A 13,457-nucleotide genomic window follows, 5' to 3' on the forward strand; every position below is an offset into this window, starting at 1 on the left:
CGGCTTTCGCCGGCTTTTCCTTTATTTCTTCTCAGGCTTTTCCCGCGCCACCCACCACAGCAGGAGGATGATCGCCGCATACGGAATCAGGGTCAGCACATTCGCCTGCGCCCCCGCGAAGAACGGATTCGACGCCTCCGCCCACTTCGTCATATCGCTGTCGAAGCTGGTCAGCACGCCTGCCGTGATCGCGATGATGATACCCGCCAGCGCGCCGCCCGCGATGTAGCCCGAGGCCAGCAAGGTGCCCGAACTGCGGTCGCCCGCCGCCTGGCACTGCTCCGGCGTGAGCTTCTCGTACTGCGGCAGCGTGTTGTTGCGGCGGTCCACGATCCAGCGCAGCAGGCCGCCGATCGCGATCGGCAGGGTCGACACCAGCGGCAGGTAGACGCCCACGGTGAAGGCCAGCGAGGCGATACCCGCCATCTCCAGCACCACCGAGATCATCACGCCGAACAGCACCAGGGTCCATGGCAGCTCCTGGTCCAGGATGCCCTTGATGATGTAGGACATCAGCACCGCCTTGGGCGCATCGTATTTCTTGACTTCGGTGCCGTCCGGACGGGTCTTGTGGGTGCCGTTGATGCCCGGGTCGACCAGGTAGACGACCTTGCCGTCGTCGCCGACCAGGTACTTGCCGGCGGGGCCGCCCACGGTATCGGTCTTCTGCCAGACCTTGTAGGTGTTCTTGTCGCCCTCGGCCTGCGGACCTTGCAGCTGCGCGGTCTGGGTCAATGTCGCGGCGTCGACGCTCAAGCCCGGCGCCACCTGGGCCGCCGGCACATACACGGTGCCCGCGTCGTTCAGCTTCAGCAGGATCGGCCCCAGGATCAGCGCCGACGCGAAGGCGCCGCACAGGATCGCGTACTGCTGCAGGCGCGGGGTCGAGCCGACCAGGAAGCCGGTCTTCAGGTCTTGCGAGGTGGTGCCGGCATTGCTGGCGGCGATGCAGACGATGGCGCCGACCGACAGCGCGGTCACGTAATACTGGCCGCCGGTCCAGCCCATCACCAGGAAGATCAGGCAGGTGAACAGCAGGGTCGCCACCGCCATGCCCGAGATCGGGTTCGAGGACGAACCGACTTCGCCGGTCAGGCGCGAGGACACGGTGGCGAACAGGAAGCCGAACACCAGGATCAGCAGCGCGCCCAGCAGGTTCATGTGCAGCGGCGTGGCGACGGTGATGATGGCGATGATGGCCAGGCAGCCGATCACCACCCATTTCATCGGGATGTCGCGGTCGGTGCGCAAGGACGCGTCGCCCGAGCTGGATTTGCCCATGCCCGACAGGCCGGAGCTCAGGCTCTTCCAGATCATCGGCATCGAGCGCACCAGCGAAATCAGGCCGGCCGCGGCCACCGCGCCGGCGCCGATGTAGAGCACATAGGCGTTGCGGATATCGTCCGGCGACATGTCGCGGATGAGCGTCGTCCCCGGCGACAGCGGGACGGTCAGCAGGTCGCCGAAGAATTTGATCATCGGGATCAGGAGCAAATACGACAGCACCCCGCCCGCCGCCATCGTGAACGCGATGCGCGGGCCGATGATGTAGCCGACGCCCAGCAGCTCGGGCGAGACTTCGGCGCCGGCCGAGCCGCCCTTGAGCGGCGCGCCGAATTCGAAGTTGACGGTGTCCTTCCAGCCCTTGAGCGACACGCTCAGGGTCTTGTACAGCAGGCCCACGCCAAAGCCGCCGAAGATGATGGCGGCGCGGCGCTTCGCGTCCCTGACGGCGTCGGAGTCCGACTCCAGGGCTTCGCCCGCGGCTTCGCGCGAGACGTTGGTGGCGGCCGCCTTGAGCACTTCGGCGCAGGCGGTGCCTTCCGGGTATTTCAGTTCGCCGTGCTTGTCGACGATCATGGTGCGGCGCATCGGGATCATCATGAGGATGCCCAGCAGGCCGCCCAGGACGCCGACCAGCATGACGCGCGAGATTTCCAGGTCGAAGCCGAGGATCAGGATGGCCGGCATGGTCACGCCCAGGCCGAAGGCCAGCGATTCGCCGGCCGAACCGGCGGTCTGGGTGATGCTGTTTTCCAGGATGGTCGACTCGCGCGCGCCGAACTTGCGCGCCATGCCGAACAGGGTGATCGCAATGACCGCGACCGGAATCGAGGCGCTGACCGTGAGGCCGACCTTGAGCACCAGGTAGAGGGAGGACGCGCCGAACACCATGCCCAGCACCACGCCCATGATCAGGGCGCGGACGGTCATTTCGGGCAGGCGGGCGGTGGCCGGGATGTAAGGCTTGAATCCTGGCGGATTCGGATCGTAAGGCATCTGCGGGTTTCCTTCTTGGCTTGCTTGGCTTGCGGTTGGCCTGTTACTTATTCTGAATATGTCATGCTTAGGCAAACCTGAAGGCGTGAATATCGCACATGCCGTTATGGAATGAAAGCGGATTATAATCCGCCGCTGACGGCCTGCAGTCTGGCCCCACCTCGAGAGTTCCGTAGTGACGACACCTAACAAGCCGCAAGAACGGCCCTCCGGCCGCCCCGGCATCCGCAAGCTCCGCGTCTTCCTGCTCGTCGCCCTGGGCGCCATGCTGCTTGCCATCGGCGGTGCGGCCGCCTACTTGACGGCGGCGATCCTGCCGAACGTGCCGGAGATCGACGCGGTCACCGACTACCGCCCCAAGATCCCGCTGCGTATTTATACCGCCGACAAGGTCCTGATCGGCCAGTTCGGCGTCGAGCACCGCGACTTCGTGCCGATCGCGAAGATTCCGCCGATGATGAAGAAGGCCCTGCTCGCGATCGAGGACACCCGTTTCTACGAGCATGGCGGCATCGACTGGATCCGCGCCGCGGGCGCCGCCAGGTCCAACCTGGGCGGAGGCTTTCGCCAGGGCGCCTCGACCATCACCATGCAGGTGGCGCGCAACTTCTTCCTGACCCGCGAGAAGGTCATCTCGCGCAAGCTCACCGAGATCGCCCTCGCCTACAAGATCGAGGCCGCCCTCGACAAGGACCAGATCCTCGAGCTGTACATGAACCAGATCTACCTGGGCCAGCGCGCCTACGGCTTCTCGAGCGCGGCGCGCAGCTACTTCGGCAAGACGCTCGACCAGCTCTCGCTGGCCGAGATCGCGATGCTGGCCGGCCTGCCCCAGAACCCGGCGCGCCACAATCCGGTCGCCAATCCCAAGCGCGCCGAGCAGCGCCAGCACGCGGTGCTCAAGCGCCTGCTGGAGCTGGGCCAGATCACCGACGAGCAGTACCGCCTGGCCCTGGCCGAGCCGCTGCGCATCAAGCGCGATGCCGGCCAGAGCTACGACACGCATGCCGACTACGTGGCCGAGCTGGCGCGCCAGGTGGTCTACGAGCAGTTCAAGGAAGAAGCCTACACGCGCGGGATCACGGTCACCACGACCATACTCGCGGCCGAGCAGGACGCGGCCTACGAATCGGTGCGCCGCAACGTGATCGCCTACGACCAGCGCCACGGCTACCGCGGCCCGGAAGCGCGCATCGAGCTGCCGGCGGACCTCGAGGAGCGCGAGAACGCCATCATCGAGGCCTTGCAGAAGCGCCCGTCGAGCGACGGCCTGGTGCCGGCGGTGGTGCTGGCCGCGAGCCCGAAGGAAGTGCGCGTCGAAACGCTCGAAGGCGAAGAGATCGCGATCCAGGACGCGGGGCTGAAGTTCGCCGCGCGAGGACTGTCGGAAAAGGCGCCGCCCGCGCACCGCATCACGCCCGGCGCGATCATCCGCATCAGCAAGTCCAAGGTGGACGATCAGGGCAAGGGAGGAATCTGGTCGATCACCCAGGTGCCGCAGGTGGCGGCCGCCTTCGTGGCGATCGACGCCGACACCGGCGCCTACCACGCGCTGGTGGGCGGCTTCGACTACAACCTGCAGAAGTTCAACCACGTGACCCAGGCCTGGCGCCAGCCGGGTTCCGCGATCAAGCCCTTCGTGTACTCGGCGGCGCTGGAAAAAGGCTATTCGCCCGCCACCCGCATCCTCGACGAACCGCTCGAACTGCCGAGCGGGGTCGAAGGGGAAGTATGGACGCCGCAGAACGACGACGGCGTGTTCGACGGCGTCGTCACCATGCGCTCCTCGCTGGCGCAATCGAAGAACGTGCCGACCGTGCGCCTGCTGCGCGCGCTGGGCATCGATACCACCCACGAGTGGCTGGGCCACTTCGGCTTCGACCCGGCGCGCCATCCGAAGAACCTGACCCTGGCCCTGGGCACGGGCGCCGTCACGCCGCTGCAGATGGCCGGCGCCTACGCCGTATTCGCCAACGGCGGCTACCGGGTCAAGCCCTACCTGATCTCGAAGATCCAGGACGGCAACGGCGCCATCCTCCTGGACGTCAGGCCGCCCAAGGGCAAGCAGGAAGAAGAGCGCGTGATCACCGCGCGCAACGCCTTCGTCTCCGACAGCATGCTGCGCGACGTGACCCGCTACGGCACCGGCGCGGCCGCCACCCAGCGCCTGGGCCGCAGCGACATCGCGGGCAAGACCGGCACCACCAGCGACGCCTTCGACGGCTGGTTCGCCGGCTACGGCGGCAACGTGGTGGCGGTGGCCTGGATGGGCTACGACGAGCCGCGCTCGCTGGGCGGCAAGGAATTCGGCGCCACCCTGGCGCTGCCGATCTGGATCGACTACATGAAGGTGGCCCTGGCCAAGCGCCCGCAGGAAGAGCGCGTGGCTCCCGAGGACCTGATGCGCGAAGGCGAGGACTGGGTCTATCCGGAATTCTTCGACGCGCCCGAGCTGCGCGGCATCGACCTCGACCAGGCCGCCCCGCCCGAGCCGGCCGAACCTGCGGCCGCCCCCCCGGTGGACGGCCTGCCCGGGGAGGCGCCGCCCGCGCCTTCTGCGCCACCCCCGGCGCCACCGCCGGCGCCACCCGCCGCGCCCCCACCACAGCCGGCGCCGTCCAACAACCGTCTCTTTTGAGGTAAGCTAAGCGTCTCCAGTTTCCGGCCCCGGCGCCGGAAACTTCGCGGGCCGGCTGCAGGTCTGTACAGGGCCGGTCCATCCTCAGCTGGACATCTGCTGACCTCAAGGAGACGAGCATGGCCTATGTCGACGGTTTCATTGTTCCCCTGCCCAAGTCCAACATCGACGCCTACCGCGCCATGGCCACCAAGGCCGGCCAGATCTGGCGCGAGCACGGCGCCCTGCAGTTCCGAGAGTGCATCGGCGACGACGTCAAGCCGGGCAAACTTACCTCATTCCCCCAGAGCGTCAACCTGGAAGAAGGCGAGACGGTCGTGTTTTCCTGGATCGTCTACGAATCGCGCGCCCATCGCGACGAAGTCAACGACAAGGTCATGAAAGATCCGCGCATGGCGGAGATGATGCAGCCCGGCGCCATGCCCTTCGACGGCAAGCGCATGATCTACGGCGGCTTCGAGGTGCTGGTCGATCTCTAGCGGCGGTGCGGCGCGGGCCCGCCACGGCGGTCCTCAGGTCCAGGCGTCGATGATCCAGTCGGTCAGCTTGCCGCTGACCTGGCGCGGCAGGTCGGGGCCGAAGGAATAGGCCGCGGGGCATTCGGCGGCGCTCAGGCGCGCGGCCATCCACCTGTGCAGCTCGGCGCGCAGCAGGCTGGTATTGGCCGGCACGCCGCCGCGCGGGACGATGAAGGCCTTCAGGCGCTGGCCTTCGTCCGCCCGCATCAGGCGCACGCTTGCCTCCTGCACTTGGGGGTGGAGGCGCAGCACGTCCGCCACATAAGCCGGGAAGACGTTCACGCCGCCCACCTGTACGGCATGGTCGATGCGCCCCAGGGGGCGGAAGCGGCCATCTTCTGGCCAGTCGAGCCGGTCCTGCAGCGGGTAGTCCAGCCGGCGGCCGTCCGGCGCGCGGCGTGCGAGCGTGGCCGGGTCGGGCGTGCGCGACCAGAAGGGAAACAGCGCGTACGGCGCCTCCGGGTCGTCGCGCCAGCCCACACCCGCCGTTTCCGAGCTGCCGTAGACCTGCACCAGGCGCGCCAACCCCGAGGCAAGCACCGCGCGCGCCACTTCCGGCGGGCACGGTGCTGTCGATGTCACGCCGACGACGTCAGGTGGAAAGTGCCAGCCTTGCTCGCCGGGCTGACCGGACCCGCCGGTCAGGCCGGGATCGCCGGCGCCGCCGGTATCGCCGGCCTCGTTGAACGCGCGCCAGAAATCGGGGAAACCGAGCACCAGGTCGCCCGGCAGCAGCAGCTGCGCGACGGCGGCCGGCGAGTAGGCGCGCAGGTCCACCACCATGGCGGGGCCGATACCCAGCGCGTGCGGCAGCAGCACCGAGAACAGGAAGCCGTAGATGTGGTGCGATGGCGCCAGGCTGACGATGCGCCTGCGCCCCGGGAACAGCGAGGCCAGGCAGGCCGCCTCCTGCCACAGCAGCGCCGTCTCGTGCCGGATCGCCTTGGGCGTGCCGGAGCTGCCCGAGGTGCGGAAGGTGAGGCTGCCGCCGCCCTCTTCCAGCCCGGCCGCGGCCACCGCCAGCCAGTCGCCCAGGCGCGTGCGCGCCAGCAAGGGCTCGTCCTGTCCGCGCCGCAGGTGCAGCGTGCCCTCCATGGATGTCGCCAGGCCGATCAGCTCGAGCGAGTCCGCGCCCAGGTCGGCGCGCAGGTCGCTCTCCGCGCGCCAGGCGCCGGCAGGCTGCGGCCGGCCGGGACGCACCTGGGCCAGTTCCCCGGCCAGCAGGTCGGCGACGACACGCTGCAGGCTCGGGGCATGCCGCCACCAGCGCGGGAAGGAGTCAGGGTTCATACGTTGCGGCCGGATCGAGCGGCAAGCTTGACGAGGCGCCGAGTGTGACAGGCCGGCCGCCAGGCTGTCAAACCGGCCGCGATCCACGTTCATCGAAAAAAGCGATGAAAATGTCACACCCGGGGCTGCACACAATTGACACCGCTGCTGTCCTCATGCCAACATCATTTTCTTTCAATCAACTGCCGGCCGCGCTGGCTGTGAGTCTTTCATGAACGCCACGCCGCTCTCGTTCGACACCCCCGACCTGGCGACCCGCCTGGACCAATGCAGCGACGAAGAGCTCGACCAGCTCGGATTCGGCGTGATCGGTTTCGATGCCGAGACCAACGTGCATCGCTATAACGCCTTCGAATCGCAGGCCGCCGGACTGTCGCCAGAGCGCGTCCTCGGCCAGCCGCTGTTCACCAACGTCGCGCCCTGCCTGAACAACTTCATGGTGGCCCAGCGCTTCGAGGACGCCCTCGAGGACGGCACCGAACTCGACGCCACCATCGACTACGTCCTGACCCTGCGCATGCGCCCGGTCAAGGTGGCCCTGCGCCTGCTGGCCGGCCCAGGCCGCGCCAAGCGCTACGTCCTGGTGCAGCGCCACGCCAAGTGAGCCCCGACGTGACGCCAGATGCCGCCGGCGAGCTCGCCCGCATGAACGCGGAGTACGAGGCGCTCATCCAGTTCCTCTACCTGGCCCCGGTGGGCCTGGTGCAGACCGACGGCGCCGGCGCCGTCACGCTGATGAATCCGATCGCGGCCCAGCTCCTGATGCCGCTGTCGCGCGACGGCGGCCTCGACAACCTATTCGCCGCGCTCGAATCGGTGGCGCCCGAACTGCGCTTCCTGGCCGAGCGCTTCGAGCAGCCGAACGGCAAGATCTGCGACGGCCTGCATGTGCACCTGCATGCCGGCGCTGCGGCCAAGGCGCGCCCCGGCAAGCCGGCGCCGCAGATCCTGTCGCTCACCCTGCTCAAGCTCGACGGCGCGCGCCTGATGGCGGTCATCGCCGACGTCACCGCCCAGGTCCAGCGCGAACGCCAGCTGCGCCAGAACGAGGCCTGGCTCAACGCCATCCTGACCGGCATCACCGACTACGCACTCGCCAGCCTGGACCTCGACGGCCGCATCTGCGAGTGGAACCCCAGCATCGGCCGCGTCACCGGCTTCGGCGAAGACGCCGTCGGCCAACCCTATTCGATCTTCTACCCGCCCGACGCGCTGACGCTCGATCACCAGTGCGACCGCCTGCGCGAAGCCGACGACAACGGCTGGAGCCTGGACGAAGGCCCGCGCCGGCGCGCCGACGGCAGCACCTTCTGGGGCAGCGTCCTGATCGCGCCCCTGCCGGACCGGGAGCAGGATGGGCCGCAGGGCGGACCCGCCTATTGCCTGATCCTGCGCGACATCAGCGACAAGCGCGAAGCGGCGGAGCGCCGCCGGCGTGACGTCTTCGGCGACCACCTGACCGGGCTGGCCAACCGCCGCGCCTTCTTCGAGGCGGCCGAGCTCGAGCTGTCGCGCAACCAGGCCGCGCCGCGCCCGACCGCGGTCATCGCCATCGACGCCGACCGTTTCAAGGCCATCAACGACCGCTACGGCCATCCCGGCGGCGACGCCGTCCTGCAGCACATGGCCGGCATCCTGGCCGACACCTTCCGTACGGTCGATATCGTCGCCCGCATCGGCGGCGAGGAATTCGCCGTGCTGCTGCCCTCCACCGACCTGCCGCGCGCGGCGGTGGTGGCGGAACGCCTGCGCGCCGCCATCGCCTCGGAGCCCGCCCCCTTCGACGGCGCCGCGATCCGCTACACGATCAGCGCCGGCGTGGCCGCGCTCGACCCGCAGGACGGCGAGCACCCTGGCGTGGACCTGCTGCTCAAGCGCGCCGACCAGGCCCTGTACGCCGCCAAGCGCGCCGGCCGCAACCGGGTGGAGCGCTGGCGCCCGGAACTCGTCCAGGGAGGCGCCGATGCTGCCTGACCCGAACCTGGCCTACGAGTCGCTGATCCAGTTCCTGTACCGCGCACCGATCGGGCTCGCCCAGACCGCGCTCGACGGCACGGTGGACATGCTCAACCCGATGGCCTCCAGCCTGCTGATGCCGGTGGCCCGGGACGCCGCCCTCGACAACATGTTCGCGGTGCTGGCGCAGCTGGCGCCCGGCTTGCGCGCCACGGTCGAGGCTTACGCCGAACCGTCCGGCGTGGTCGTCGATGCGATGCGCCTGCCGCTGCCCGGCAAGCAGCGCACACCGAACGCGCCGCAGGTGCTGTCCCTGAGCCTGATGAAGATCGATCCCGAGCGCCTGATGTTCGTGGTGGCCGACGCCACGCTCGAGGTCAGGCGCGAGCAGGAAATGCTGTCGCGCCGCCTGCGCAGCGCCGCGCGCACCGATGCGCTCACCCGCATGCCCAACCGCGAGGCGGTGCGCGAGCAGATCGAGCACCTGCTGGCCCGCACCGCCGCCACGCTAGAAGCCGGCGGCAGCTTCGCGGTCCTGCTGCTGAATTGCGACCGCTTCCGCCAGATCAACGACAGCTTGGGCCAGGCCGTCGGCGACCGGCTCCTGGTCCAGATCGGCGAACGGATCCGCGGCACGCTGCGTCCGCCGAGCGACCGCCTCGATCCGCTCGGCCAGGGCGGCCAGCTGGCCGCGCGCATCGGCGGCGACGAATTCGTGGTGGTGCTGGACGGCATGCGCGCCCGCGAAGACGCCGAGCGCGTCGCGGGGCGCCTGCTGGATGCGGTCGCGCGTCCCTACCTGATCGACGGCCACGACATCGTTTGCGGAGCCAGCCTGGGCCTGGCCTGGGGTGCGGGCACGGCGGCCACCCCCGACGAAGTGCTGCGCGACGCCGGCATCGCGATGGTCGAAGCCAAGCGCGCTGGCGGCGCACGCCAGCGCGCCTTCGAACCGGCCATGCGCGAGCGCGCCGCCCAGCGCGCCGGCATCGAGCACGAGCTGCGCCAGGCGCTGCTGGAAGAACAGCTGTTCGTGGTCTACCAGCCGGTGGTCGGCCTGCTGCCCGATGGCGGCACCGACTACGCCGCCGCCGTCGAGGCCCTGGTGCGCTGGCGCCATCCGCAACGCGGCATCGTGCCCCCTGTGGAATTCATCCAGGTGGCCGAGGAATGCGGCCTGATCGGCGCGCTGGGAGACTTCGTGCTCGAACGCGCCTGCCGCGACTTCATGGACTGGCAGCGCCTGCTCGGCGAGCATGCGCCGCGCCTGGTCGCGGTCAACCTGTCGCGCGCCCAGCTCGGCCAGCCCGGCTGGATCGGCGCGGTGCAGCGCATTCTTGACGCCACCGGCATGCCGCCGGCCCGGCTGCAGCTGGAGGTCACCGAAAGCCTGGCGGCCCAGGACCAGGACATCCAGCAGCGCCTGCACGAACTCAAGGCCCTGGGCCTCAAGCTCGCGCTGGACGATTTCGGCACCGGGTATTCTTCGCTCTCCAGCCTGCACCTGCTGCCGGTCGACACGGTCAAGATCGACCGTTCCTTCGTGAGCCAGGCCGACACCAGCCACCATCACCAGGTGCTGATCGAAGCCACGGTCAAGGTGGCGCAGAGCCTGGGCATGCAGACCGTGGCCGAAGGCATCGAGACCCAGTCGCAGGCCGACGTCGTGCGCGCACAAGCCTGCACCAAGGCGCAGGGCTATTTCTACAGCCGTCCGCTCAGTTCGGCCGACCTGCTGGCCTGGCTGGGCGAACGGCGTCCTCTCGCGGCTTGACCAAGACGTGAGTTTCTTCCTACAAAAGTTGCCGGAGTAATCCTATTTTGTGCGCCGGGTTCTGCTCCCATGATGACATAACCCATCCATAACAAAGGAGAATATGATGAAACGCACCTTTCTGAGCGCCTGCGCCATCGGCCTGACTGCAATCGCCCTCACCGCTTGCGGCACCGCCGAAACCACCGACACCACGACCACCATCGACACCACCCGCACCACCACCGGTTCGAGCGGCGTGTCGACCACCACCTCGTCGACGACCACGGAATCGACCACCCTGCCGCCTGGCACCAGCACCACGGTGACCACCCCGGCGGCGACCACCACCACCACGACCACCACCGGCTCCACCCGCTAAACCGGAGCCGTGCTGGGATGAAAGGCCACCGCGAGGTGGCCTTTTTTTCGCCTGATCCCCGGGGAAACAAGCTGTTCGTGTAGGCAATGATTCCGTAAATGCGTGAGTATGCTCCTACATTCAGTCTCGATTTGATCCTATTTCATGCTCGCGATCCGCTCCGCATGATGGGGAACCAACCAACCCCGAGGAGAAAAACGATGACGAATAAATATCAAGCCCTGCTGCTCGGCGGGCTGATGTCCCTGGCCCTGGCGGCATGCAAATCCACTGGCGACGAGATGGGCACCGGCAGCAGCAGCAGCGGCTCGACCATGAGCAGCGGCAGCACCACCGGTGGCAGCACCGGCACCGGCACCACCGGCACCGGCACGGGTACGGGCAGCACCAGCGGCAGCAGCTCGACCTGGGGCACCGGCACCTCGTCCGGTACCGGCGCGACCACGCCGCCGCCTGTGGGCAGCTCGAGCACCACCACGAACCCGACCTCGCCGCCGACCAACGACCCGACCACCACCACCGATCCAACCCGCCGCTGATCCGGCGAGCGCCGTCCAACCCGGCATCGGAAGCGTCCGCGCTTCACCGCCGGGTTTGTTTGTTTCCGAAGGTAAAACTCGGGCGCTCGGGTAGAATGGCCCGCATGGCATCTGCCCCCACTACCTCCGCCCGCCGATGAAGAACTGGTTCGCCCGCCTGTTCGGGAGCGCGCGCGGCGGCGCGCCTACACCGCAAGACCTTCCCGCGCAGCCCGCGGGACCGGGCGCCGTTGCGATCCCGCCACGTAGCGAGGATGCGGCGCCGGACCTGGATCTCGCATTCTATCGCTGGCTCGCCGGTCCCTGCTCCGCCGCCGGCGTCGCCGGGGGAGCACTGCTGATCGACGAGCTGACCCGTCTGGCCGGGCAGCCTGAGGCGGCAGCGGGACTGGTGCCGCGCGTCCCCGCCGTGATCCCGCAGCTGTTGCGCAGCCTGCGCGACGAAGCCAGTTCCGCGGCCGGCCTGGCGCGCCAGCTGTCCCAGGACGCGGTCCTGGTGGCCGAAGTGATCCGCGAGGTTAACAGCCCCTATTACCGGCCCGCTACGCCGGTGCGCAACATCGAAGGCGCCCTGCTGCTGCTCGGCCAGAACGGCTTGCGCATGCTGCTCGCGCGCGTGGCTTTCCGCCCGGTGATCAGCATGCAGCCCGGCCAGCTGGCGCGCCAGCTCGCGCCGACCCTGTGGAACCAGTCGGAGAAATGCGCGCTGGCCGCCTCGCTGCTCGCCCCGGCCCACGGCGCCGATCCCTTCGAAGCCTACCTGGCGGGACTGATGCACAACATCGGCCTGGTGGTGGCGCTGCGCGTGGCCGACCAGGCGCTGCCGGGAGCGCTGCCGGACGACGACGGCTTCGCAGCCGCCCTGCTGGGCGCCGCGCGCCTGCTGTCGTCCCGCATCGCCGCCGCATGGGACTTGCCGCCCGCCGTGGCTTCCGCGATCGCCCAGCCCGATGGCGGCCTGCTCCTGGCCGGCGCGCTGGCCGCCGGCGACCGCCTCGCCAAGCTGCGCCTGCTGGCCGACGCCGCCCAGCCGGGATTCGTGCGCAGCGCCGGCGCGCTGGCGCCCCAGGAACGCAAGGTGTTCGACCAACTCTCGGAAAGTGAAGACTGATGGCCTTTCAGATCGAGCAGAAACTCGTGATCGGCGTCGCCTCCAGCGCCTTGTTCGACCTGTCGGAATCGCACCAGGTCTACCTGGAGGAAGGTCCGGAAGCCTACCGCGGCTACCAGGAGCGCCACCTCGACCTCATCCTCGGCAAGGGCGTGGCCTTTCCTTTCATCCGGCGCTTCCTCAACATCAACAAGTGTTTTCCGCGCCAGTCGCCGGTCGAGGTCGTGCTGTTCTCGCGCAACTCGCCCGAGACGGGCCTGCGCGTGATGCGTTCCATCGCCCACTATGGCCTGGATATCTCGCGCGCCGCCTTCATGAACGGCAAGTCGCCCTACGCCTACCTGCCGGCCTTCAACGCCTCGCTGTTCCTGAGCGCCAACGAGGAAGACGTCAAGAGCGCGATCGCCGTCGATTATCCCGCCGGCCTGGTGCTGCCGTCGAAGATCGCCGACGACGAGGACGACCTGGAGCTGCGCGTGGCCTTCGACTTCGACGGCGTGCTGGCAGACGACGAGTCCGAGACCGTCTTCAAGCGCAACAACGACCTCGACGAGTTCCACGCCCACGAGCTGCTGCACGTGGCCCGCCCGCACCAGCCGGGGCCCCTGGCGGGCCTGTTCCAGAAACTGGCGATGATGCAGCGCCTGGAAGACCGCGCCCAGCGCCGCGATCCCGGCTACCGCAAGATCGTGCGCATCGCCATCATCACCGCGCGCAACGCGCCCTCGCACGAGCGCGTGGTCACCACCCTGAAGAGCTGGGGCGTCTCGGCGGACGAGACCTTCTTCCTCGGCGGCATGGACAAGGCGCGGGTGCTGTCGGTGTTCAAGCCCCACATCTTCTTCGACGACCAGCTGACCCACCTGAAGGCGGCGCCGGGCGGCACCATCCCCATGGTCCACGTGCCTTTCGGTATCGCCAACCGCAGGATGGGCCTCGATACGGCCGCCGATATCGCTGCCTGAGTGACCCGCGATCGTCCCGCGTGAC

At 68.6% G+C, this 13,457-nt stretch carries 11 protein-coding genes; 9 read left to right on the top strand and 2 right to left on the bottom strand.

Going from position 1 to position 13,457, the window contains the following annotated elements:
- Positions 1-21: 21 nt before the first annotated feature.
- Positions 22-2,280: an OPT family oligopeptide transporter gene (locus J8847_RS18360; protein ID WP_211526158.1), complete on the bottom strand. Its 2,259-nt coding sequence runs from the start codon at positions 2,278-2,280 to the stop codon at positions 22-24.
- 265 nt (positions 2,281-2,545) lie between these two features.
- Between J8847_RS18360 and J8847_RS18365 the strand changes: the two genes are divergently transcribed.
- Both J8847_RS18365 and J8847_RS18370 read left to right on the top strand, forming a co-directional pair.
- Positions 2,546-4,918: a penicillin-binding protein 1A gene (locus tag J8847_RS18365; protein WP_211526192.1), complete on the top strand. Its 2,373-nt coding sequence runs from the start codon at positions 2,546-2,548 to the stop codon at positions 4,916-4,918.
- Positions 4,919-5,037: 119 nt separating this feature from the next.
- Positions 5,038-5,397: a DUF1428 domain-containing protein gene (locus J8847_RS18370; protein ID WP_211526159.1), complete on the top strand. Its 360-nt coding sequence runs from the start codon at positions 5,038-5,040 to the stop codon at positions 5,395-5,397.
- Between the two features lie 33 nt (positions 5,398-5,430).
- Here J8847_RS18370 and J8847_RS18375 read toward each other — a convergent pair whose 3' ends face one another.
- Positions 5,431-6,726 (bottom strand): AMP-binding protein, encoded by a 1,296-nt coding sequence (locus J8847_RS18375; protein WP_211526160.1) that lies wholly within the window; start codon positions 6,724-6,726, stop codon positions 5,431-5,433.
- 211 nt (positions 6,727-6,937) lie between these two features.
- Here J8847_RS18375 and J8847_RS18380 point away from each other — a divergent pair, with 211 nt between their 5' ends.
- The 7 genes from J8847_RS18380 (at position 6,938) to J8847_RS18410 (ending at position 13,432) form a co-directional block, all read left to right on the top strand.
- Positions 6,938-7,330, top strand: a complete 393-nt coding sequence (locus J8847_RS18380; RefSeq protein ID WP_211526161.1) for a PAS domain-containing protein — start codon at positions 6,938-6,940, stop codon at positions 7,328-7,330.
- Between the two features lie 8 nt (positions 7,331-7,338).
- A complete protein-coding gene (locus J8847_RS18385) occupies positions 7,339-8,700 on the top strand; it encodes a diguanylate cyclase (RefSeq protein WP_373999940.1) in 1,362 nt (453 codons plus the stop codon).
- A complete protein-coding gene (locus J8847_RS18390) occupies positions 8,690-10,456 on the top strand; it encodes a bifunctional diguanylate cyclase/phosphodiesterase (RefSeq protein ID WP_211526162.1) in 1,767 nt (588 codons plus the stop codon). Before J8847_RS18385 ends, J8847_RS18390 begins: the two co-directional genes overlap by 11 nt.
- A gap of 106 nt (positions 10,457-10,562) precedes the next feature.
- On the top strand, positions 10,563-10,817 hold the full coding sequence (locus J8847_RS18395; protein WP_211526163.1) for a hypothetical protein: 255 nt from the start codon (positions 10,563-10,565) through the stop codon (positions 10,815-10,817).
- 200 nt (positions 10,818-11,017) lie between these two features.
- On the top strand, positions 11,018-11,356 hold the full coding sequence (locus tag J8847_RS18400) for a hypothetical protein (protein ID WP_211526164.1): 339 nt from the start codon (positions 11,018-11,020) through the stop codon (positions 11,354-11,356).
- Between the two features lie 136 nt (positions 11,357-11,492).
- A complete protein-coding gene (locus J8847_RS18405; RefSeq protein WP_211526165.1) occupies positions 11,493-12,467 on the top strand; it encodes an HDOD domain-containing protein in 975 nt (324 codons plus the stop codon).
- A complete protein-coding gene (locus tag J8847_RS18410) occupies positions 12,467-13,432 on the top strand; it encodes a 5'-nucleotidase (protein WP_211526166.1) in 966 nt (321 codons plus the stop codon). The genes J8847_RS18405 and J8847_RS18410 overlap by 1 nt, the downstream gene beginning before the upstream one ends.
- Positions 13,433-13,457: the final 25 nt, after the last annotated feature.

This window comes from Massilia sp. AB1 (assembly GCF_018119385.1).
In the GTDB taxonomy this organism is placed as follows: domain Bacteria; phylum Pseudomonadota; class Gammaproteobacteria; order Burkholderiales; family Burkholderiaceae_D; genus Telluria.